Source organism: Halosaccharopolyspora lacisalsi (genome assembly GCF_014137975.1).
In the GTDB taxonomy this organism is placed as follows: Bacteria; Actinomycetota; Actinomycetes; order Mycobacteriales; family Pseudonocardiaceae; genus Halosaccharopolyspora; species Halosaccharopolyspora lacisalsi.
The window spans coordinates 330,037-352,305 of sequence record NZ_JACGWZ010000004.1; the positions used below are offsets into that span (position 1 = coordinate 330,037).

Below are 22,269 nucleotides of genomic sequence, written 5' to 3' on the forward strand. Positions count from 1 at the left end.
TCCATGACAGAAATCCAGATGCCGCGCCTGTCCGACACGATGGAGGAGGGCGTGATCGCGGCCTGGCGCAAACAGGTCGGCGACACCATCAGCCGTGGTGACGTGGTGGCCGACATCGAGACCGACAAGGCCATCATGGAGCTGGAGTCCTACGACGACGGTGTCCTGGAGAAGGTGCTCATCGGCGAGGGCGAGACCGTGCCGATCGGGACCCCGATCGGGTTGATGGGCGACGGTTCCGGTGCTGCCGCCGAGGCCGGAGCACAGACGTCGGCCCAGCCGACCGCTCCCGCCGAGCAGCCGGCCGCATCCACCGAGCAGCCGGCTGCCGAGCAGGAGTCGGCTCGGGAATCCGCTCCCGCCGTCGAGCAGCAGGAGGACGGGGGCCGACGCCCCAAGTCGTCCCCGCTGGCCCGGGCCGTGGCCAAGGAGCAGGGCGTCGACCTGTCGACGGTGACCGGCACCGGACCCGGTGGGCGGATCATCCGTGCCGACATCGAGGCGGCGGCTTCGGTGGCTCCGGCCGAGCCCGCAGAGCAGGCCACGGCGGCTCCGGAGACCCCCGCTCCGGCCGTGTCCGAGGCAGTGGGGACCTCGAACGAGGACGTCGAGGAGATCCCGCTCAACAACATCCGCAAGGTGACCGCCAAGCGCCTGACCGAGAGCAAGCAGCAGGCCCCGCACATCTACCTGACCAGCGCGATCGACGTGACCGATCTCGTGGCTTTTCGGGCCGATCTCAACGAGCGGTTGCAGGCCGCGGGCGGCCCGAAGGTCAGCGTCAACGACCTGGTGGTCAAGGCGGTGGCGACCGCGCTGCGGGCCAACCCCTCGGTCAACGTCTCCTTCGACGGTGACAAGCTGCTGCAGCACAAGCGGATTCACCTCGGGGTCGCGGTGGCCACCGACTCGGGCCTCATGGTGCCGGTGGTGGCAGACGCGGACCGCAAGAGCGTTTCGGAGATCGCGGCCGACGGTCGGGACAAGGCCGAGCGGGCTCGTGAGCGCAAGCTCAAGCCGGACGAGATGACCGGGAGCACCTTCAGCGTGTCGAACCTGGGCATGTTCGGCATCGAGGAGTTCACCGCTGTGATCAACCCGCCGGAAGCCGGGATCCTCGCGGTTGGTGCGACCAGGGACGAGGTGCAGGTGCGCGACGGCGAGTTCGTGGCGCGCAAGATGCTGCGGGTGACGTTGTCGGCCGACCACCGCGCCGTGGACGGTGCCGTCGGTGCCCAGTTCCTTCAGCAGCTCACCTCGTTGCTGGAGGACCCGCTGCGCATCATCGCCTGACCGGGGTGGGGTTGGGCGGTTCCCGCGAAAACCGCCCAACCCCGTCCGATCGGCTCAGCTCAGCGCCTTCGCCAGCATCGGGGCGATCCTGTCCAGGACGAAGGGGATGCTCGACACGGTCGACGAGCCCAGCGCCATCGTCAGGTCGTAGTCGTCCAGCAGCACGAGACCACCGCGCTTGGCCGCGGGCAGGTTGTTGAGGAGCGGATCGTTGCGCACGGCTTGGACGTCGGTCGGCTTGGCCGTGGTGACGAGGACGACATCGGCGTCCAGCATTCCCACGTTCTCCTTGCTGACCTTGACGTTGAACTCCTCGCCGTTACCGAGCTCGCGAATCGACGGGGACAACCGCAGGCCGAGCTGCTCCAGCAGGTGCGTGCGGGCGTCCTGAGCGGTGTAGGCGGCGTAGGTGCCCTTCGAGTCGGTGCGCACCGTGACGTGGGTGCGACCTTCGAACACCGGGTTCTCCCGGCGGGTTCGCTCGATCTTGCCCTGGGTGTCGGCGATGAGCTTGGCGGTCTCCTCGGGCTTGCCCAGCGCCTTGCCGATGGTCTCGGCCTGCTGCCGCCAGGCCACGCCGTAGTCGATCGAGTTCGGCGGCTGTGCCACCACCGGTGCGAACTTGCCCAGGCGGTTGTACATCTCCGAGGTGAGCGCGCTCTGCACGGCCGTGATGGCCTGCGGAGCTAGCGCGACGACGGACTCGGCGGTGTAGTCGCTGCCGAACAGCTTCGGCCGCTTTCCCCGCAACATCTGCTCGACCCACGGGCCGACACCGCTGGACCACGGACCCCACTGGTAGAGCCCCTCCGGAACCACGCCCAGCGGCAGCGCCACGTCGTGGTCGGTGATGCCCAGAGTCACGATCCGCTGCGGGGCCGTCTCGATCGTGGAGCGGCCGTACTTGTTCGCGATCGTGACCGGGAAGCCCGGCGCGCTCCTGGCCTGGCTCTGCGGCGTTCCTCCGCCGGTGGCGCACGCGCTCAGGCCCGCGGCCGCCGCACCGGCCGCTCCGAGCAGCAGACCGCGGCGGCTCAGCTTCGACGTGCCCGCGGCGGGCACACCTGGACGAGAACTCATCGACACATCCTTCGGTCGGCACCTGAACGATTTTCGTCAAGTAAGCCTAACCTAAATGTGTGGAAGTGTGCCCGGTTTTACGGGGAGGGGGTAACCTCGTAAGTACGTACCTGGTCACGTCCGGTGAGGCGTGCGGGGGGCGTACACGATTCGCACGGGAGTGGCGATGAGTGACGACGACGTGTTCAGCCGCCGCTGGGTCTTCACCGAGGACGAGCTGCTCAGGATGCTCTGGCGCTGTCACGGTGGCGAGAATCCCGATGTGGTGCTCCTGGAGCTGCACGCCCATCACCACAACGAGCGACGTCGACCACCGCCGCTGACTCGGCACGCCTCGCGAGGCACGCCGCGCACCACCAGGCACGTCCGTCGCGGGGACGATTCGAGGCGGTGATCCGCACGGGTGCGACCGTGTCGGATACGGTCCGTCGGGAAGACGACGGCTCACCATCGGGGAGAACACCCGCCATGCACGAATTCGCCGCCGGTGCTCGCGCGTTGGGCGCCGGGTTCGGGGTCATCCTGCGTTCCCCGAAGTTGTTGGCGCTCGGAGCCCTACCGGCGTTGATCAGTGCAGTGCTGTACCTGGCCGCGATCGGCGGGCTGACCTACTTCAGCGGTGATGTGGCGAGTTGGATGACGCCCTTCGCCGACGACTGGACGAGCTTCTGGCGCGGTGGGATGCGGATCGTGCTGGCCGTGGCGCTCGTCGCGGTGGCGGTACTGGTGGCATCGCTGTCGTTCGTCGTGGTGACGCTGCTCATCGGAGGCCCCTTCTACGAGCACATCGCCGAGATCGCCGAGCGGCGGATCGGGCTCGACAGCAGTGATGACGGAGCGGGCCCGCTGCGCTCGCTGCTGCGTGGGCTGGGCGACGCGGTCAAGCTCGTGTCCGTCGCCCTGTCCGGCGCGGCCGTGCTGTTCTGCCTCGGCTTCGTGCCGATCGTGGGGCAGATCGCGGCCCCGATCCTGGGGGTGCTGTTCGGTGCCTGGATCATCAGTCTGGAAATGGTGGGCCTGGTCTTTCAGCGCCGTGGCCGGGGGATGCGTCAACGGCACCGCGTCCTGCGCGGTGAGCGAGCCACCGTACTCGGGTTCGGTGTGCCGACCTACCTGCTGTGCCTGGTACCGGTGCTCCAGCTGGTGGTGATTCCCTCGGCCGTCGTCGGTGGCACGATGCTGGCGCACCGGCTGCTCGGCCCCGCTCGTTCGGTGCCGGCCGAATCCGCCCCGACGCCCTAGGAGCGGCCTCGAGGAGTCAGCCGGTCTCGCCCGTGCGAAGCTTGTGGGCGACCGTGCTCAGTCCTTCGGACAGCGTCGTGAGTTGCTCCGCGCTGAGCTGGTCGATGAGCGACGACCGAACCAGGTTGACGTGGTCCGGTGCGGCCTCGCGGAGTTTTCGGCGGCCGTGATCGGTGAGCACGGCGTGGACTCCGCGCTCGTCGCTCGGGCAGGTGCGTCGGTGGACCAGTCCGGCCTTTTCGAGTCGACCGATCTGGTAGGTCAGTCCGCTCTTGGAGGTCACCACCTTCTCGGCCAGCTCGGTCATGCGCAGCTCGCCTTCCGGTGCGTCGGACAGTCGCACCAGGATCTCGTACTGCGGGTGGGAGAGCCCGGCCTGATCGCGTAGTTGCTGCTCCACGCGGCGTTCCACCAGATGACTCGCTTCGAGGAAGGCCGTCCAGGCCGCCATCTCCTGTTGATTCAGCCACTGCGATTCCGTCACACCACCATCCTAGAGATTGTTCAACTTGGAACCACTCGGTACGCTCGGTATAGTTCGAATTCGAACTAATCGACCGTCGCTGAAGGGAAACAACCACCGATGCCACAGCCGACACAGTGGGCCCGTGATCTCGCGCTCCTGCTGGCCAGGATCGCCGTGGGGATCGTGTTCATCGCCCACGGTCTCCAGAAGTTCCTGCAATGGGGTATCGGCGGCACCGCCGGCTCGTTCGAGGGCATGGGCATCCCCCTGCCCGGCGCTTCGGCCTGGGCCGCCGCGTTGATCGAGACGCTCGGCGGGGTGGCCCTGCTGGTGGGACTGGCACTCCCGGTCGCGGGCGTGCTGCTCGCGTTGAACATGCTCGGGGCGCTGTTCCTGGTGCACTTCGGCCAGGGATTCTTCGCCTCCGGCAACGGAATCGAGTACGTGCTCGTGCTCGCGGTGACCGCGCTGGCGCTCGGTTTCAACGGTGGTGGATACGCGCTCGACCGGGCCTTCACCACCGGACGTGGCAGGGACTGAGAGCCCGGAACACTTCCGGTCCCGGACGGGCACGGCCCCTGCCCGTCCGGGACTTCCGTGGGACCCGCCGTGCACGCGCCCGGCCTACGAGCACCGCGTTGCCGGCGAGTTCCGCACAGCGCCGTTCGTCCGGTCAGGGTGCCGACCGAGCGCTCCGCGGGTATGCCTGAGCAATGGCCAAGCGCGCGACCGCCGCCCCCGAGCCGATCACCGCGGAACCTCCGGTGCGGCCGCGGCCCGCTCCGCTCGGGGTGGCTCTCAACGACGTGACGTTCCTGCACTGGCCGATCGATCCGGCGCGAGTCGGCCCGCTGCTCCCACCGGGCACCGAGCCCGACACCTACGACGGGGAGACCTACATCGGGCTGGTCGCGTTCCGGATGCGCTCCTACGGCGAGTTCCTGGAGACCAACGTCCGGGTCTACTCGGTCGACGAGAACGGCCGTCGCGGCATCGTCTTCCTGAGCATGGAGTGCGACCGCCTGCCCTGGGTGCTGGCCGCCCGGGCCGGAGGGCTGCCCTACGCCTGGTCGCGGATGAGCCTGGTCCGCGACGTCCACCGGCTGACCTACACCAGCCTCCGGCACCGGCCGGGACCGTCCACCCGCGGGAATCGAATCCGGATCCGGGTCGGGTCACCGATCGAGCCCACACCGTTCGAGCACTTCCTCACCGCCCGCTGGCGGCTGCACCTGCGCGTGCTCGACCGCACCGTCACCGCACCGCTGTTCCACGACCGCTGGCCGCTGCACGCGGCCGAGCTGCTCGATCTGGATGACCAGCTCGTCACCGCGACCGGGCTACCCGCTCCCACCGACGCGCCGGCCAGCGTGCTCTACGCTCCGTCCGTGCACGGCCGGTTCGGCGTGGCGAGGCCGGTTCGTGGAGTTGGATGAGGACAGGCCGCCACCGCGGCCGCGTTCTCGGCCTCACGGGCGCCGAGCTCCTAGGATCCGAGGTGTGACCGACAAGCGCCCCACCAGCGAGCCCGTCCCGCCCGACACGTCCTACCTGCGTTCGATGACCGAGGCCACCGAACGCGCCGTGGCCGGCAGCCGAGCCCCGCGTTCGTCGTCGACGGGGGCCGGAGAACAGCTGTGCCGCGATGTCGAGCAGCAGCTGGACTCGTGTGCCGAGGATCTCGTGGCGCTGAGTCGCGACGTGCACGCCCATCCCGAGGAGGGGTTCGCCGAGCACGGCTCGGTCGAACGGGTCGCGACCGTGCTGCGGCGATACGGGCATCTCCCGCGGGTCGGTGTCGGTGGGCTGGACACGGCGCTGCGCGCGGAGTCCGGAGCAGGAGCTCCGCACGTGGCGGTGCTCGCCGAGTACGACGCCCTGCCCGGCATCGGCCACGGCTGTGGTCACAACGTCATTTGTGCGAGCGCGGTGGGCGCTTTCCTGGCGGCGGCATCGGCGACGACCACCACGGGCGGCAGGGTCAGTCTCGTGGGCACCCCCGCGGAAGAGGGGGGAGGCGGCAAGGAGTTGCTGGCCAGGCGGGGCGTCTTCGACGACGTCGACGCCGTGGTGATGCTGCACCCCTTCTCGCACGACATCGCCGCGCATCCCTTCCTGGGACGTCGCCAGCTCGAAGTGGTCTTTCACGGGGTGGCCGCACACGCCTCGGCCCAGCCGTTCATGGGGCGCAACGCCCTGGACGCGGTGGTCGCCACCTATCAGGGGGTCGCCGCGCTCCGCCAGCACATCCCGCCCACCGACCGGGTCCACGGGATCATCACCGACGGAGGAAAGCGACCGAACGTCGTACCCGAGCGTGCTTCGGCGCTGTTCTACCTGCGTTCGGCCGAGACCGGGCCCCTGCAGGACCTGACTCGGCGGCTGGAGGCGATCGCCCAGGGCGCGGCGGAGATGACCGGGTGCGGTGTGGAACTGCTGTGGGACTCACAACCGGGATACCTGCCGATCCGGCACAACGAGGCATTGGCGGGTCGGTGGGCGCAGCACCAGGCGCGGCGAGGACGCACGTCGCTGCCGCGTGGTGTGGTCCCCGAGTACGTCACGGGCTCCACCGACCTCGGCAACCTCAGTCATCGGGTACCCGCGATGCACCCGATGATCGCGCTGGAGGGGGAGAGCCTGTCCCTGCACACCGCGGAGTTCGCCACGGCCGCCGGTGCGACCACTGGTGACCGGGCTGTTCTCGACGGTGCGGCGGGGCTGGCCCTGACCGCGGTGGACTACCTCGCCGACGCCGAGCTGCGCCGCGCGGTCACCGAGGAGTTCGAGGCCGCGGGCGGCGCGGTGGACGTCGCCTCCTTCTTCGACTGAACCCGGTGCTCCGGGACGATCGCGCGGGATCGGTTCCCGCTGTGTCGGACATCTGTGGGACTCGCCATGCACACACGTCCGGGGGAACCCGCCGTGGCATCCTGACTTCGCAACCTCCGCCCCCCGCAGCAACGGTGTGTCTTTCGTGAATCGACTCGCGTGGCAGGTGAGCCTGCCACTGCTCGGCTCCGTGTCCGTGCTCGCCCTGGCCGTAGCCGCCGCGGCGCTGGTGCTGGTCTCCTCCGGCAGATCGTGGCGGCTGCTGCGTACCGTCGTGACCATCGCTCACGAGGGGGGCCACGCCGTGGTCGCGTTGTTGAGCGGTCGCAAGCTCAACGGCATCCGGCTGCATTCCGACACCTCCGGCCTCACGGTCTCGACCGGCCGTGCGAGTGGCCCCGGCATGGTGTTCACCCTGTTCGCCGGCTATCCGGCCGTGTCGCTGCTCGGACTCGCCGGAGCCTGGCTGGTGACCACCGACAGGGTTCGGCTGATGCTCTGGATCGCCGTCGGGCTGCTGGTGCTCATGCTGCTCGCCCTGCGCAACGTCTACGGCATCGTGTCGGTGATCGTCACCGGTGGACTGGTGTTCGCGATCTCCTGGTTCGCCACGCCGGCCGTGCAGGCACTGAGCTGCGGGTTGATGAGCTGGTTCCTGCTGTTCGGCGGGATCCGGCCGATCACGGAGCTGTCCTCGAAGCGGCGGCGTGGCCGTGCCCAGGATTCCGACGCCGACCAGCTCGCCAGGTTGGCGCGGGTTCCCGCGCCGCTGTGGTTGCTGCTCTGGCTCGCCATCGGTCTCGGCTGTCTGTTGTTCGGCGGTCACTGGCTGCTCGTCCGGCCCTGAGAGGCGGCGCTCGGGAGTGTCGACCGCGTGGTTGCTCGCCGACCTCGGATGGACCAATATCGCGTCGTGACGATGACATCCGCTGCTTCCGGCGGCACGTTCGCCCTGACCCCCTCCACGACCGTCAACCGCATCGGTTTCGGTGCCATGCAACTGGCCGGACCGGGCGTGTTCGGTCCACCCACGGACCGTTCGCGGGCATCGCGGGTACTGCGGAGAGCCGTGGAGCTGGGGATCGATCACGTCGACACCAGCGACTTCTACGGGCCGTGGGTGGTCAACGAGCTGATCGCCGAAGCGTTGTACCCCTACGACGAGAACCTGGTGATCGCGACCAAGATCGGTGCCTACCGCGACCACCAGGGCGGTTGGCTTCCGCTGACCCATCCCGAGGCGCTGAAGGCCCAGGTGCACGACAACCTGCGGCGACTCCGGAGGGAGTCGCTGGACCTGGTCTACCTGCGTTTCATGGGCTCGGAGACGGGAGACGTGCTCGCCGAACGACTCGGTGCCCTCGTCGAGCTGCGCGAGGCGGGACTGATCCGCTCCATCGGTCTGTCGCACGTCTCGCCGGAGCAGTTCGAGCAGGCTCGTTCGATCACCGAGATCGCGGCCGTGCAGAACCTGTACAACCTGGTGAACAGATCGGCGGCCGAACTGCTGGACAGGACTGCCGAGCTCGGCATCGCCTTCGTTCCGTTCTTCCCGCTGGGATCCGGTTTCACCAGCAGCCGCGCACGTGAGGACCGGACGCTGCGGCGAGTGGCCGAGCAGCACGGTGTTTCCCAGAGCCGGATATCGCTGGCGTGGCTGCTGCGGCGCTCCGCCAATATCCTGGTGATTCCGGGCACGTCCACCCCGGAGCATCTGGAGGACAACACCGCGGCCGGTCAGGTGGAGCTGAGCGAGGCGGAGGCCGACGAGCTCACCGGGTTGGTCGCCGAAGGACGGACGCTGGAGGCGGTGGAGTAACGGTGCCGCCGTCGAATTCGATCAACCATTCGGAAGGTACGTCCGGGACGTCGTGATCCGCCGATCCCTCGGTTACGGCCGGTGGTCTTAGCGGTACACAGTGGAATCAGGACGGGGCGTGTATCGCTGTGAACGGTCCGCGGGATTCGTTCGGCGTGGTGCGGAAGGAGCCGATGGCGCGGGAGGGGACGACTCCAGGGGGCGGCACGGCGCTGGTGAGGGCCACCGGCGAACGCAGGACGTGGGACGGTGCGATGACGTTCGGTGATTCGGGCTGTGAGTCGGTGATCGCTCGGCGCGGCGACGCGGTGATGCCGGAACGCGGGCGGTGCCGGCGTGAGGAACTCGTGCGGCAGTGGGTGGCCGAACTCGGTGCTCTCGATCGGGCGCTCCCCGCCGGTTCGAGCGTCGAGAGCCGGGTTCGGGACCTGGTGGATCTCGTCGCCACCGCGTTGGAGGGGCCATCCGGCATCGACGGAGTCGGGCGCACGGTGGGCGGTCGACTGGCCGCGATGCGCGTCCCCGGCGACGAGGTCCTCACGCGCAGTCTGGAGCTCCTGCGGCGGAACCTGGTTTCCGGCGCGGAAAACGAGGTCTCCTCGCGAATCCCGACCCTGTTGACCGCGATCACCGCCGGATACGTGGGCGCCGACCACGAGAACACGGTCACGCAGCAGGAGGCGGTCAAACGAGCGTTGCTGCGTTCCAAGCTCCGCGCCGAGCGGGATCTCTGGGCCAGCGAGGCCCGCTTCCGGCGGGTGTTCACCACCTCCCCGGCGGGAATGGCGATCAGCGACCTGCACGGCGGGTTCGTCGAGGTCAACCCGGCGCTGGTGGACATGCTCGGTTACTCCGAGCAGGAGCTGTGCGGCATGACCGTCCACGAGTTGTTCCTTCCGGACGCGGCCGAGGAGCTGACCGCGGCCTACACCGCGGTCGCCGAGGGCAGCAGGCAGTGCTTGCGCGAACGGTGTGACCTGATCCGTGCCGACGGCGAGCGAGCCTGGGCCTACCTGGTGGTGTCGCTGCTGCGGGACGCCGACGACGCGCCGTCCCGGATCGTGACGATGGTCGAGGACCTGCGCGAGCTGAGTTCGTTGCAGACGTACGTGCACGACCAGTCGCTCTACGACGGCATGACCGGGCTGGCCAACCGGGAGTGCTTCCGGAGTCGTGTGGAGCGGACCCTGGCTCGGTCTCCCGCCGGGGCCGTGATCACGCTCTACCAGCTGGGACTGGAAGCCTTCGAGCACATCAACAACGGTCTCGGTCGCGAGGTCGGTGACACCGTCCTCAGGGAGGTGGCGCACCGGCTGGAGGGCCTCATCCAGGGTGAGGCAGGGGTGGTCGCCCGCATCAGCGGCACCGAGTTCGCCATCCTGCTCGAACAGGGCGACCGGACCCCCGGCGTCGCCTCGTTCGCCACCCGGATCAACGAGGAACTGGCCGAGCCGATCTACGTCGGTGACGGCGGGGTCGCCACCTCGGTCGGCATCGGTGTCGTCCAGCGCACCGCGGCCGAGGCCGACCCCGACGACATGATCCGGGGTGCCGACGTCGCGCTGCGTCGCGCCGAGGCGACGGGCAGGCGGCAGTGGGCGTTGTTCGACCCGGATCGCGCGCCGTACGAGCGCGAGGAGGCCAAACTGGTGGCCGTGATGCCGGGTGCGTTGGAACTCGGCGAGTTCGAGGTGGTCTACCAGCCGCTGGTCTCCCTCGACGGTGGTCGGACGTCGGCCGTGGAGGTGCAGGTGCGGTGGCGACCGGACGGGCACGAACAGCTCGACCACGAGCAGTGCCTGCGGCTGGCCGAACGTTCCGGGGTCACGCTGTCGCTGCGGGACTGGATGCTGCGTACCGCGTGGGAGCAGCTGGCCGAATGGCACCGTGCCGGTCATCGGCCGTGGCTGGTGGCCGAACTCGGCCCGAACCAGGTACGGGATCCCGATCTCGTCGGCAGGCTTCGCGAGATCCTCGACGGCGGCACGCTCGACCAGCACTGGCTGCGGGTGGGTGTCCCGATGACCGCGCTGATGGACGAATCCGAGGAAGCGCGGGACAACGTGGACACTCTTTCCGAAATGGCCGTGCGAACCACCCTGCACGGTTTCCGGGGCTCTCCCGAGGAACTGCGCATGCTGCTGAACCTGTCCGCGTGCGAGGTTCGCCTCGCTCCGGAGCTGGTGCGGATGGTGCATGAAAGCGACTCGGAGAACTCGCCCGAGGTCCGGGCCGTCACGGGCACGGTGCCGCTGGTGCGGGACTGCGGTGTCCCGATCGCAGTGTCCGACCTCGACTCCGCGGAACAGGCCGACCGGTGGCGCTCGATGGGCTGTGAGACCGGCGCGGGAGCGTTCTACGGCGCACCGATGCCCGCCGAGGAGATGACACGACTGCTGGGTCGTGGCTGAGCTCTCAGCCCAGGTGCCGGTGCAGGAACTCGAGCGTGCGCTCCCAGGCGAGGTCGGCCGACTCCTCGTCGTAGCTGGAGGGGTTGCGATCGTTGAAGAAGGCGTGTCCGGCCGGGTAGTAGTGCATCGTGGGAGTGACCCGCGAATCGGCCGCGATCTTGGACTTGGTCTCTTCGACCGCCTCGACGCCGATCGTGTGGTCCCGCTCGCCGTAGTGGCCGAGTACCGGAGCGGTCAGTCCGGAGAAGTCGGTTTCCGCGGGGGAGGGGAGACCGTAGAAGGGGAGGGCGGCACCCACTCTGGAACCCTGCTGCGCGGCCAGGACCAACACGAACATTCCTCCCATGCAGAATCCCACCGTGCCCACCGAGGAGCTGGTGACGGACTCGTGGGCCAGCAGGTGGTCCACCGCTCCGGAGAGGTCGCGGGTGGCCTGCTCGACGGGAAGTTCCTGCATCATCCGTGCGGCCTGCTGCGGGTCGTGCGTGGTCCTGCCGCCGTAGAGATCGGGGGCGAGAGCGACGAAACCGGCGGCGGCGAAGCGGTCGGTGACGTCGACGACGTGATCGGTCAGTCCCCACCACTCCTGGACCACGACCAGACCCGGCCCCCGCCCGGAGTCGGGGAGCGCGAGGTAGCCGTGTGCCGTCGTGCCGTTGCTCGGGAAACTGACGTTCTGGTGCGGGTTGGAGGGTTCCGCCATGCCGTGCCTCCGAGAAACCAGACGTGTCGTCGTCGCTACTTTACGCGACCGTTCTCCGGTTCGCGGACGTAAAGCGCATCAGGACGAGGTGGCGGTCCACGAAGGCCCGAGTCATCGCCGGTGCTTGCCCGGTGAACGCGTCGTCGTGGCGGCGTGAGTGCCACAACGACGCGTTCACGGCATGGGCGGGACTCGTCCGTCAGTAGACGGGCTGGGTCTGCGGGTTGAACTCCTTGAACTTGACCTTCTCCGCGCTGTCGGTGCGCGGATCGTCGATCTCGATGACGTCCAGGCCGCGCTGGATGCCGCTGGAGTAGATGTAGCCGTTGTAGTAGTACGCCGACCAGGAACCGGCGAGCTTCAGCTCGCTCTCGTCGAAGGGCGTCCGGTCGAAGTGGGCGATCTCGGTCGGGTTCGCCGAATCGGTGAAGTCCCAGACCGACACGCCGCCCTGGTACCACGCCTGCACCATGATGTCGCGGCCTTCGACCGGGATCAGCGAGCCGTTGTGGGCCACGCAGTTCTCGGTGTCGGCCTGGTGCCGGGGAATCTTGTAGTAACTGCGGAACTTCAGCGTCCGGTCGTCGCCGGTGCCCACGATGTCGTAGACGCCGTCGGCGCCCCGCTTCGGACCGACCCGGCTGTTGCACGTGGCGGCGGCGCCCCCACCGAGCTCGTCGGTGAACACGACCTTCGTGCCGTCGTTGTTGAAGGTGGCCGAGTGCCAGAAGGCGAAGTTCTCGTCGTCGCGGACGCGCTCGATGACACGGGGGCTCCCCCGGTCGGAGATGTCGAGCAGGATGCCGTCACCCATGCACGCCCCGGCAGCCAGGTCCTTGGACGGGAACACGGTGATGTCGTGGCAGCCGTTCGTGGCCGAAGTACCTTCCGAACCGGGGTTGCCACCTTCGGGGAACAGCACCGGCGCGTCGATCATCTCCGGTGCGGCCGGGTTCGCGAACGGCACCTTCACGATCGAGATCTTGTCGTGCGGCGGCTTGCAGTTCGGGAACTCCGCGGCCGGACCGTAGGAGGAGATGTAGAGGTAGGCGGCCTTGCCGGCCTTGTCCGGCACCAGCGTGTGGGTGTGCGAACCGCAGGAGGTGGGTATGGCCGAGACGTAGCGCGGCTTGCGCGGGTTGCTGACGTCGAAGACCTTCATGCCCTCCCAGGAGTTCGGGTCGGCGCTGGTGGTCGACTCGCTCTGGCAGGTGTCGTTCGTGCGCGGGTAGTCGGTCGAGACGAACAGCAGGTTGCCGGAGATCGAGACGTCACCCTGGCCACCGGGGCAGAACACCTGACTGACGACACGCGGCTTACGTGGGTTGGCGATGTCGTAGACGACGATTCCCTCGTAGTTGCCCACGAAGGCGTAGTGCTTCTGGAAGGCGATGTCGGTGCCCTTGGCTTCCAAGGTGTCGAAGGGCGGCTGCTTGGGCACGTTGGCGACGTGCTCGATGTTGTCGCTGGCGATGACCTCGTCGTTTTGTTGGCTACCGGCCATCGCCGCGGAGCTGTCCTCCGGCTGGTTCGCCGGTGGGGTCGCCGCCGACGGGGCGGCGAACAACAGACCCGCGACCAGTGGCATGACGCCGAACAGAACACCGGCTGCTCGGCTGCGTCTGCTGCCGGTACCGGGACGTAGTCGTCGAGTGGAGCTCAAGACCACCACACTCCAGAGGTCGAAGTCGGCCGGCACGGGCCCGTCGGGCTCGTGCCGGAGTGTCGGTTCCGGTCAGTATGTGGGCATTCCACCACTCGACCAATACTCCTTGTGGAGGTTTTTTCCCGGATGGATCCGTGCCAGGATCGCGCCTTGCCCCGAAAGCGCCGTTCACACCGAAGAGGACCGATGTCGCGTTTCCGAGCGAGCCGTGCCGTGCCGGGCGTGGTCGTGGCACTGGCGATGGTGCTGGTGGGGAGTTGTACGGCCACGCGTGATTCCGGGCGGGCCGAAAGCGGGTCGGCCCCGGTGGTGCTGCCCGGTGCTCCGGGGGACCGTCCTCGGGCGGCCTCCTCGTCGGAGATCGCCGAGCTCGGAGACGGGAAGAGCGAACCGTCGCGGGCCGAGCGCCGCTACGTCCGGATGATGATCCCGCACCACCGGCAGGCTCTGACGATGACGGACATGGCTCCGGAACGCGCGAAGCATCCGCGGGTGCGCGGCCTCGCCGGACGCATCGGGGGAGCACAACGAGCCGAGATCGGCATGATGCGGGGATGGCTGAAGCGCAGCGGTCTGCGGTCGAAGCCCGATCAGTCCGTCGACGAGCAGCACCGGCGCATGATGGGGATGGCCACCGAGGAACAGCTCGCACGGCTGGAAGCGTCCTCGGGAACCGAGTTCGACCGGCTGTTTCTGCGGCTGATGACCAGGCACCACGAGGGCGCGGTGACCATGGCGGTCGATCTTCTCGAGAAGGGGACCGGTCCGCAGGTGCGCTCCATGGCCAAGGACGTGATGGCGACCCAGCGCGACGAGATCGCGGTGATGGAGGACCTGCTCACCGAGATCGGGTGATCCGGTGCCGCTGTGGTCCGGCGGAGCCGGGGCCGATCGGCGGGACTTCTACCGAGCCGGGAGGGCTACTGCTTCCGGGACCGCAGCGCCCGCACGGCCCAGCTCGCGACGAAGGCCGCCTCCACAACGAGCGAGGCGATGCCGAGGGGCTCGAGGAACTCGCTGCGCTCCTCGGCGGGCAACCCGGGCAGACCGGCCGTGCGGCTGACGACGTAAGCGGCGAAGGTCACCGCCGCGATCAGCGCCCCGAGCGACCACGCCTCGATCCGGTCCCGCGCGAGCCCCACGGCCACGACCACCGCACCCACCGCGTTGGCCACGAACAGCGCTCCGAGATAGGTGGCGAACTCGAAGTACTCGGGTGCCTCGTAGGCGTGTATACCGCCCATGACGAGGATGAGAACCAGACCTGTGGTGCGCATGGATGTCAGCGTAAGGGACTGCGTTCGTTCGGGAAGGCCGAAACGGTTCGAGCTCCGCTTCGGTCGCGGAGGGTGCGCGGGCTGCGGTCGGCGTTCACCGGCGGCGCCGCGGTCGTGAGGACCCGAACTACCCGCCGGCCCGGTCCACGGACTCGTTGATGCTGCGGGCGAGCCGGAGATCCAGTTCGGTGACGGCGCCGAGGGAGCGCGTCCGGAGCGTGAATCGGATCCCGTCGTCGGTCTGCTCGATCTCAGCGGGATGGTTCAGCTCGGCCTGGGCCCGTTCGACGGCGTTGAAGAGCGGCTCGACCCGGTGGGAGGGCAGGCTGACCGTCCGGGTGAGTCGGTGGGTGTCACCGGACCACCCAGGTATGTCCCGGAGGCCCCGGTCCAGCTCGTCGGGCTCCAGCGGACGCGGTTGTTCGGGGACGGCCGCGGCCTCCTGGAGCTGGGCCTCGTGCGTCGGGGAGACGGACATCGAGACCAGCTCGGCGGGCAGTCGCCGTCGCAGCGAGTCGTCCAGCGTCGGGTCGGACTCGGCGACTTCGGGAAGTACGACCTGGGTCAGGTAGCGCGCTTGCTCGGCCGAGCGGCCGGTGCGCCGTGCCACCTCGTCGACCAGGTGTGCGGGTTCGCACCGGTCGGTTTCCGCGACGTCCCACTGGACCAGGTCACGTTCCTGCTCCGGCAGGGCCGCCGCGAGCCGCCTGCGCTCGGAGTCGTCGAGGCAGCGGGCCACGGTTTCGATCACGTGCGAGGTGACCGACTGGATCTCGTCGGGATCGCTGAGGCCCGACCGAGTCCGGATGCGCTCGATCAGATCCTGGTGCCGAATCATGAATCTCTCCCGGCGATGACCGCGCTGTACTCGTACGCGGTGAATACCCGCGGACGACGGGGCCGAATCATCGGCCTTGGTCGTGAGCCGCTTCAGCTCCGCTCGTGGAAGGCCCGCAACAGGCGGTCGGCGGCCAGCCCGGCCGTCAGCTCCCCGTCCCGGACCTGGCGCTGCACCTCGCCGAGCGCGTCTCGCACGGCGGGATGGCCGACGAAGTCGGCCATGAGCTGATCGCGGACCAGGGACCAGGTCCAGTCGACCCGTTGACTGCTGCGCCGTTCGGCCAGCTCCCCGGTCTCGCTCAGCGTCGTGCGATGCTGCCGGATCCGGTCCCACACGTCCTCCAGGCCGAGCCTGTTCAGCCCGCTGCAGGTCAGCACGGGAGGTTTCCAGGAGGCATCGGAGGGGGTGAGCAGTCGCAGGGCGCTGCGCAGTTCCCTGGCCGCCTTGCGCGCCTCCTGCTCGTACGGAGGATCGGCCTTGTTGACCGCGACCAGATCGGCCAGCTCCAGCACGCCCTTCTTGATGCCCTGCAACTGGTCGCCGGTGCGGGCCAGGCTCAACAGCAGGAAGCAGTCCACCATGCCGGCCACGGTGATCTCGGACTGCCCGACGCCCACGGTCTCCACGAGCACGACGTCGAAACCGGCCGCCTCCATGAGCACGATGGTCTCGCGGGTGGCCCGGGCCACGCCGCCGAGCGTTCCGGCGGTCGGCGAGGGACGCACGAACGCCGCGGGGTCGGCGGCCAGCGTGGCCATCCGGGTCTTGTCACCGAGGATGCTGCCGCCGCTGCGGCTGGATGAGGGGTCCACGGCCAGCACCGCGACCCGATGACCCGCCGCTGTGAGCATCGTGCCCAGGGACTCGATGAACGTGGACTTGCCCACGCCGGGAACGCCGGTGATGCCGATCCGATGCGCGCCACCGGCGTGGGGCAGCAGCTCGGTCAACAGTTCCTGCGCCTTGCGCCGGTGGTCGGCGCGGCTGGACTCGACCAGCGTGATCGCCTGGGCGAGCGTGCTGCGCGAACCGCCCAGCACGCCCTTGGCGTAGGTGTCGACGTCGATGGTGCGGGGCATGTCGAGCTCAGACCTCGGTGTGGCCGAGCTGGGCGTGGAGCTGTTCGAGGAGTCCGGTGGCGGCCTCGGCGATGACGGTGCCGGGGCCGAAGACGGCCGCCGCCCCCGCCTCGTGCAGGGCTTCGTGGTCGGCGGCCGGGATGACACCGCCGACCACGATCACGATGTCGTCACGGCCGACGGCGGCCAGCTCGTCGCGGAGGTCGGGGACGAGCGTGAGGTGTCCGGCGGCGAGGCTGGAGACCCCGACGATGTGCACATCGGACTCGGCGGCCTGCTGGGCGACCTCGGCCGGTGTCTGGAACAGCGGTCCGATGTCGACGTCGAAGCCGAGATCGGCGAAGGCGGTGGCGATGACCTTCTGTCCCCGGTCGTGGCCGTCCTGGCCCATCTTGGCCACCAGCAGCCGGGGGCGGCGGCCCTCGGCGGATTCGAACTCGGTCACCAGCGTGCGGGCGTACTCGATGGCCTCGGACGGGCCGGACTCCTCGGCGTACACCCCCGAGATCGTACGGATCTGCCCGGAGTGACGGCCGAAGACCTTCTCCATCGCGTCGGAGATCTCCCCGACCGTGGCGTGTGCCCGGGCGGCGTCGACGGCCAGTGTCAGCAGGTTGTGGTCGAGGTCGTCGGGACGGTTGCCCTCGGTGACGGCCTCGGCGGCGGCGGTGAGCCTGCTCAGCGCGGCGGTGCACGCCTCGGTGTCGCGCTCGGCGCGCAGCCGCTGAAGCTTGTCGAGCTGTTCGGCCCGGACCGCGGAGTTGTCCACCTTGCGCACGTCGAGGCCGTCCGTCTCGGTCTCGGGTCGGTGGGTGTTGACGCCGACGACGGGCTGGTGCCCCGAGTCGATGCGGGCCTGGGTGCGTGCGGCGGCCTCCTCGATGCGCATCTTGGGGATGCCCGCGTCGATGGCGGCGGCCATGCCCCCGGCCTCCTCCACCTCGGTGATGTGGTCCCAGGCCCGCTCGGCGAGGTCCTGGGTGAGCCGCTCGATGTAGTGACTGCCCCCCCACGGGTCGATGACCCTGGTGGTGCCGGACTCCTGCTGCAACAGCAACTGCGTGTTGCGCGCGATCCGGGCCGAGAAGTCCGTGGGCAGTGCCAACGCCTCGTCGAGGGCGTTGGTGTGCAGCGACTGGGTGTGTCCCTGGGTGGCGGCCATGGCCTCCACGCAGGTGCGCATGACGTTGTTGAACGGGTCCTGGGCGGTCAGCGACCACCCGGAGGTCTGCGAGTGGGTGCGCAGCGACAGCGACTTCGGATCGGACGGCTCGAACCGGCCGACGAGCTTGGCCCACAGCAACCGGGCCGCGCGGAGCTTGGCGACCTCCATGCCGAAGTGCATCCCGATGCCCCAGAAGAACGACAGGCGCGGGGCGAAGGAGTCGATGTCCAGGCCCGCCTGGCGCCCGGCGCGCAGGTAGTCCAGGCCGTCGGCCAGGGTGTAGGCGAGTTCGAGGTCGGCGGTGGCCCCGGCCTCCTGAATGTGGTAGCCGGAGATGGAGATGGAGTTGAACTTCGGCATCCGCGTCGCGGTGTAGGCGAAGATGTCGGAGATGATGCGCATCGACGGCTGCGGCGGGTAGATGTAGGTGTTGCGGACCATGAACTCCTTGAGGATGTCGTTCTGAATGGTCCCGGCCAGTTTCTCCGGCGGTACGCCCTGTTCCTCGGCGGCGACGATGAACAGCGCCAGCACCGGCAGCACCGCGCCGTTCATCGTCATCGACACGCTCATGCGGTCCAGCGGGATACCGTCGAAGAGCTGGCGCATGTCCAGGATGGAGTCGATGGCCACCCCGGCCATGCCGACGTCGCCGCCCACTCGGGGGTGGTCGGAGTCGTAACCGCGGTGCGTGGCCAGGTCGAAGGCCACCGACAGGCCCTTCTGCCCGGCTTCGAGGTTGCGGCGGTAGAACGCGTTGGACTCGGTGGCGGTGGAGAAACCGGCGTACTGACGCACCGTCCACGGTTGGTTGACGTACATCGTCGAGTACGGCCCCCGCAGGTACGGCGCGATGCCCGGATAAGACAGCGGGAACCGCAGCCCCTCGGTGTCGGCGCCGGTGTAGAGCGGCTTGATGCCGATGCCCTCCGGGGCGTGGAACGTCAGGGCCTCGGGGCCGGAGCCGGTGGCGTCCTGGACGGCCTCGTCCCACTCGCCGGTGTCGTGCGCGGCCGGCTCGTCGAGGTCGATCTCGGCGAAGCTGGGTACCCGGTCGTCTGGTGTCATCGCTTCGCTCCGTTCTCGCGGTGGACCTCGGTCAGGATCCGTAGTGCGTCGCTGCCGGTGTGGACGAACTCGTCCACCCCCTCGGGCGGCTGCTCCTGCGGCTTGCCCGCCAGCAGGATCGTGCCCGCTCCCACCTGCCTGAGCGCGCGCGCGGTCGCAGCGGCCCGCTCGGCGTAGACCTTGCCGGTCGAGCACAGGCAGACCACCGGTGACGGCGACCGCCGGTAGGCTTCGACGACGTCGTCGACCGATTCGGTGGCCCCGGCCTCCGTCGCCTCGATCCCGCCGGCGGCGAACAGGTTGCGCGCGAACGACGCCCGTGCGTTGTAGTCGGCCAGCGTTCCGAGTGTGGCCAGGAAGACCCGCGGGCGCTGGGCCGTCTCGGCGAGGCGGTCGGCGCTGTCGCGAAGTTCCTCGTAGTCCTCGGCGTAGCGGTGCCGGGGCAGCCCTCCTCCCGGTTCGGCCGGGGCCGCCGCGCGTCGTGGCGGGGTCTCGTCGAGGTCGGGGTACTCGCTGATCCCGGTGATCGGGTCACGGCGGTGGGCGATGGCGGTGTGCCGCTCGTTCCAGGTGGCAGCGATCCGCTCGGCCACCAGTCCCGAGTCCAGCGCGGCGGGCAGTCCTGCGGCGGCTTCGATGCGCTGGAACCACTCCCAGCCCGCGTGGGCGAGTTCGTCGGTCAGCCGTTCGACGTAGTAGGAGCCCCCGGCCGGGTCGATCACCTGCGCCAGGTGCGACTCCTCCAGCAGCAGGGACTGCGTGTTGCGCGCCATCCGCCGCGCGAACCCGTCCGGCAGCCCGAGGGCGGCGTCGAAGGGCTGCACGGTCACCGCCCGCGCCCCGCCGACTCCGGCCGCGAACGTGGCGATCGTCGTGCGCAGCATGTTCACCCACGGGTCGCGACGAGTCAGCATCGCCGAGGAGGTCACCGCGTGCTGGGTCTGCGCGCGGGCGTGCTCGGAGACGCCGCAAACACGCGCGACCCGCTCCCACATGCGGCGCGCCGCGCGCAGCTTGGCGATCGTGCCGAACTGGTCGGCGGTGGCCGCGTAGCGGAACTCCAGCAGTCCGGCGGCGGTGTCCACGTCCAACCCGGCCTCGGTCAACCACCGCAGGTAGGTGACCCCGGCCGCCATCGAGCAGCCGAGTTCCTCGGCGTCGGAACCACCGGCGTCGTGGTAGGGCAGTCCGTCCACGGCGATGGCGTGCAGACCGGTGTAGGACTCCGCGCAGCGACGTGCCAGCTCGACAGCAGGGGAGTGGTCCGGGGCCCGGCCGGTGCGCGCGTGCACGCCGATCGGGTCCGCACCGAGGTTCCCACGCAGCGCGCTCGGCCGGACTCCGCGCTCGGCGGCCAGGTCCAGCAGGGCGGTGGCCGCCTGCTCGTACCGCTCGTCGGCCTCCAGCACGACGGCGGCGAGGTCGAGGTGCATCCCGTGCAGGGCATCGGCGAGGTCCTCGACGGCCAGCCCGGCAGGACCCAGCCGCAGCCACACCGAGGAGGCACCCCCCGAGAGGTCGGCCAACACCTCGCGGTTCGTCACGGCCGGGTCGGGATCGGTGTGGCGCTGCCGCACGTCCCAGCCCTCGGCGACGCACCCCTGCGGGCGGGAGTGCCGCACGAACGGTGCCAGTCCCGGGTGCCCGGCTTCCGGCTGCTCGTCGCCCGCCGTGTACAGCGGCCGCACGGTCACGCCGTCGTGGGTGGTGGTCGCCAGCAGGTCCTCGGGAACCTGCGGGCCCGGATCCCCTTCGGTCAGCAGGCCCGTCTTGCGCAGGACCGTCTCGACCTGCTGCTGCCACTGCTCGTGGGGCGGTACCTCGAACCCGTCCATCAGGTCGAGATCCCCGCGATCGCTCGGCGTTGAGCGCTGGGACGCCATCATGGATGCCGATGGTAAGCCGGTGGCGCGCTCGTGGAGACCACCGAGGGATGTGACACACCTCGCAGGGCATGTCGTCGCCGGTCAGACCGTGAATCCCTCCAGCTCCGAGACGATCTCGGAGAATCCCGGCAGCGTGAGGAACTCCCGTCGCGCGCGCTGCGCCCGGTACCGGTAGGTGGGATCGTCCAGCACCGCGCCCACGGTCTCCCGCAGCGACTCGTGGGTCACGTCCTCGACGTTCAGCCGTCGTCCGGCGCCCAGCTCCTCCACCCGCGTGGCGTTGGCGGGCTGTTCGGCGAGCATCGGAATCGTCACCATCGGCACGCCGGAACCGAGTGCCTCTCGCGTGCCGCTGAAACCGCCGTGGGTGATGAAGGCGTCGCAGGCGGGCAGGAGCAGGTGCTGCTGCACGAACGAGGTCAGGTGCACGTTGTCCGGCCGTGCGCCCTGCCAGTCCTCGGGGGAGAAATTCCTGCCCAGCGCGACCACGCCGGTGACGGGCAGTTCCCCCAGCACCTCGACGATGGTGTCCAGCAACGAGCGGTCTTCACCGTGCACGCGCCCCGCGTTGGAACCGAGCGTGGCCAGGACCATCGGCCGGTCTCCGGGCAGTTCGGCGATGGCCGGGTCCAGCTGCTGCCCGGTGGGAGCCCGGGGGGGCTGGTAGTAGCGGGCGGAGTCGCTCCGGGCGCGTGGCGGGTAGAACGACTCGGAGATGATCCCGATCCGGCGGTGCCGGAACGGGTGCATCGGGTCGGACACCTCGTCGAGTCCGAGCTCGGTGCGCCGGGTGTTGATCTGGTCGAGTAGCTCGGGGACGTCGAACGGCCCGAGGGGAGCGATGTCCAGCACCGTGTTCGGCAGTCCCAGGACCTCGGCGGCGTAGTAGCTGCCGTAGTCGCTGCACTCGCCCACGATCAGGTCGGGCTTCCAGTCGCGCAGCGCCTCGATCGCGTCGAGAGCGAAGTCCCTGGCCGGCGGACCCGCGAACATCCGGGCGAAGAAGTCCGGACTCGCCGTGAGCGTGCGCCGACCGAAGTCGGTCATCATGCTGAAGTCGAGGCCGTACCGCTCGGCGAGTTCCGGGCGCTCGACCAGTTCGGCCGGGCCCAAGGCGTTCGGCAGTTCCAGTGGCCGCAACCCGGCGCGCCGCACCTCGTCGGCCAGGGCGGGGGAAGTCAGCACCACGACCTCGTGGCCCGCCTCGGCAGCCTCCGCCGCCAGGGGCAGGACGGCCGGGACGAGGTGGGAGTAGATCGGCTGACTGCTGAACGCGATGCGCACCGTGTCTCCTGAAGCCGCAGGTGAGGAGTTCTCCGCTTCCAACTCTATGGATCACTGCTCTCGAACTCTTGTTTCGGCGGCGGAAATGTGGTGCGGGATACAGCCGCTTGTCCGGAACGTCCGGGAATCGTCGTGCCGACGACGCAAAAGCGTCGAT

At 69.3% G+C, this 22,269-nt stretch carries 20 protein-coding genes; 10 read left to right on the forward strand and 10 right to left on the reverse strand.

What is annotated here, in order from left to right; genetic code table 11:
* Positions 1-3 precede the first annotated feature (3 nt).
* Positions 4-1,293, forward strand: a complete 1,290-nt coding sequence (locus FHX42_RS15690) for a dihydrolipoamide acetyltransferase family protein (protein WP_182545124.1) — start codon at positions 4-6, stop codon at positions 1,291-1,293.
* Between the two features lie 54 nt (positions 1,294-1,347).
* Here the strand turns inward: FHX42_RS15690 and FHX42_RS15695 are convergent, their stop codons facing one another.
* The gene (locus FHX42_RS15695) at positions 1,348-2,373 is read right to left on the reverse strand and encodes an ABC transporter substrate-binding protein (RefSeq protein WP_182545125.1); all 1,026 of its coding nucleotides are present in this window, start codon (positions 2,371-2,373) and stop codon (positions 1,348-1,350) included.
* Between the two features lie 166 nt (positions 2,374-2,539).
* Here FHX42_RS15695 and FHX42_RS15700 point away from each other — a divergent pair, with 166 nt between their 5' ends.
* Positions 2,540-2,767: a hypothetical protein gene (locus FHX42_RS15700; protein ID WP_182545126.1), complete on the forward strand. Its 228-nt coding sequence runs from the start codon at positions 2,540-2,542 to the stop codon at positions 2,765-2,767.
* 74 nt (positions 2,768-2,841) lie between these two features.
* Positions 2,842-3,615 carry an EI24 domain-containing protein gene (locus tag FHX42_RS15705; RefSeq protein ID WP_182545127.1) on the forward strand — a complete coding sequence of 258 codons (774 nt, stop codon included), beginning with the start codon at positions 2,842-2,844 and terminating at the stop codon, positions 3,613-3,615.
* Positions 3,616-3,631: 16 nt separating this feature from the next.
* Here FHX42_RS15705 and FHX42_RS15710 read toward each other — a convergent pair whose 3' ends face one another.
* A complete protein-coding gene (locus FHX42_RS15710; protein WP_182545128.1) occupies positions 3,632-4,099 on the reverse strand; it encodes a MarR family winged helix-turn-helix transcriptional regulator in 468 nt (155 codons plus the stop codon).
* A 99-nt stretch (positions 4,100-4,198) separates the two neighbouring features.
* Here FHX42_RS15710 and FHX42_RS15715 point away from each other — a divergent pair, with 99 nt between their 5' ends.
* The 6 genes from FHX42_RS15715 (at position 4,199) to FHX42_RS15740 (ending at position 11,143) form a co-directional block, all read left to right on the forward strand.
* On the forward strand, positions 4,199-4,621 hold the full coding sequence (locus FHX42_RS15715) for a DoxX family protein (RefSeq protein ID WP_182545129.1): 423 nt from the start codon (positions 4,199-4,201) through the stop codon (positions 4,619-4,621).
* A 173-nt stretch (positions 4,622-4,794) separates the two neighbouring features.
* A complete protein-coding gene (locus FHX42_RS15720) occupies positions 4,795-5,517 on the forward strand; it encodes a YqjF family protein (protein WP_182545130.1) in 723 nt (240 codons plus the stop codon).
* A 124-nt stretch (positions 5,518-5,641) separates the two neighbouring features.
* On the forward strand, positions 5,642-6,913 hold the full coding sequence (locus tag FHX42_RS15725; RefSeq protein ID WP_182545321.1) for a M20 family metallopeptidase: 1,272 nt from the start codon (positions 5,642-5,644) through the stop codon (positions 6,911-6,913).
* Between the two features lie 145 nt (positions 6,914-7,058).
* Complete coding sequence (locus tag FHX42_RS15730; RefSeq protein WP_328796214.1) at positions 7,059-7,760, forward strand: M50 family metallopeptidase; 702 nt, start codon at positions 7,059-7,061, stop codon at positions 7,758-7,760.
* 72 nt (positions 7,761-7,832) lie between these two features.
* Positions 7,833-8,732 carry an oxidoreductase gene (locus FHX42_RS15735; RefSeq protein WP_235987418.1) on the forward strand — a complete coding sequence of 300 codons (900 nt, stop codon included), beginning with the start codon at positions 7,833-7,835 and terminating at the stop codon, positions 8,730-8,732.
* Positions 8,733-8,905: 173 nt separating this feature from the next.
* The gene (locus tag FHX42_RS15740; RefSeq protein ID WP_182545131.1) at positions 8,906-11,143 is read left to right on the forward strand and encodes a putative bifunctional diguanylate cyclase/phosphodiesterase; all 2,238 of its coding nucleotides are present in this window, start codon (positions 8,906-8,908) and stop codon (positions 11,141-11,143) included.
* 4 nt (positions 11,144-11,147) lie between these two features.
* Here the strand turns inward: FHX42_RS15740 and FHX42_RS15745 are convergent, their stop codons facing one another.
* Together FHX42_RS15745 and FHX42_RS15750 are read right to left on the reverse strand one after the other, a co-directional pair.
* On the reverse strand, positions 11,148-11,846 hold the full coding sequence (locus tag FHX42_RS15745; RefSeq protein ID WP_182545132.1) for a dienelactone hydrolase family protein: 699 nt from the start codon (positions 11,844-11,846) through the stop codon (positions 11,148-11,150).
* Positions 11,847-12,045: 199 nt separating this feature from the next.
* Positions 12,046-13,434, reverse strand: a complete 1,389-nt coding sequence (locus tag FHX42_RS15750) for an LVIVD repeat-containing protein (RefSeq protein WP_220480470.1) — start codon at positions 13,432-13,434, stop codon at positions 12,046-12,048.
* A 264-nt stretch (positions 13,435-13,698) separates the two neighbouring features.
* On the opposite strand from FHX42_RS15750, the gene FHX42_RS15755 reads away from it, so the two are divergent.
* On the forward strand, positions 13,699-14,367 hold the full coding sequence (locus tag FHX42_RS15755) for a DUF305 domain-containing protein (RefSeq protein WP_235987369.1): 669 nt from the start codon (positions 13,699-13,701) through the stop codon (positions 14,365-14,367).
* A 65-nt stretch (positions 14,368-14,432) separates the two neighbouring features.
* On the opposite strand, the gene FHX42_RS15760 is transcribed toward FHX42_RS15755, so the two are convergent.
* The 6 genes from FHX42_RS15760 to FHX42_RS27440 all read right to left on the reverse strand — a co-directional run bounded on the left by FHX42_RS15760 (position 14,433) and on the right by FHX42_RS27440 (position 22,112).
* Positions 14,433-14,789, reverse strand: coding sequence for a hypothetical protein (locus tag FHX42_RS15760; protein WP_182545134.1), 357 nt, complete (start codon positions 14,787-14,789; stop codon positions 14,433-14,435).
* A gap of 127 nt (positions 14,790-14,916) precedes the next feature.
* Positions 14,917-15,627, reverse strand: a complete 711-nt coding sequence (locus FHX42_RS15765) for a DUF2267 domain-containing protein (RefSeq protein WP_182545135.1) — start codon at positions 15,625-15,627, stop codon at positions 14,917-14,919.
* A gap of 92 nt (positions 15,628-15,719) precedes the next feature.
* Positions 15,720-16,709 carry a methylmalonyl Co-A mutase-associated GTPase MeaB gene (gene meaB, locus FHX42_RS15770; protein WP_182545136.1) on the reverse strand — a complete coding sequence of 330 codons (990 nt, stop codon included), beginning with the start codon at positions 16,707-16,709 and terminating at the stop codon, positions 15,720-15,722.
* Between the two features lie 7 nt (positions 16,710-16,716).
* Positions 16,717-18,942 carry a methylmalonyl-CoA mutase gene (gene scpA / locus FHX42_RS15775; RefSeq protein ID WP_182545137.1) on the reverse strand — a complete coding sequence of 742 codons (2,226 nt, stop codon included), beginning with the start codon at positions 18,940-18,942 and terminating at the stop codon, positions 16,717-16,719.
* Entirely contained in the window at positions 18,939-20,828 is a 1,890-nt protein-coding gene (locus tag FHX42_RS15780) for a methylmalonyl-CoA mutase family protein (RefSeq protein WP_182545138.1), read from the reverse strand. The genes scpA and FHX42_RS15780 overlap by 4 nt, the downstream gene beginning before the upstream one ends.
* 81 nt (positions 20,829-20,909) lie before the next feature.
* Positions 20,910-22,112, reverse strand: a complete 1,203-nt coding sequence (locus FHX42_RS27440) for a glycosyltransferase (protein WP_182545139.1) — start codon at positions 22,110-22,112, stop codon at positions 20,910-20,912.
* Between the last annotated feature and the right edge of the window lie 157 nt (positions 22,113-22,269).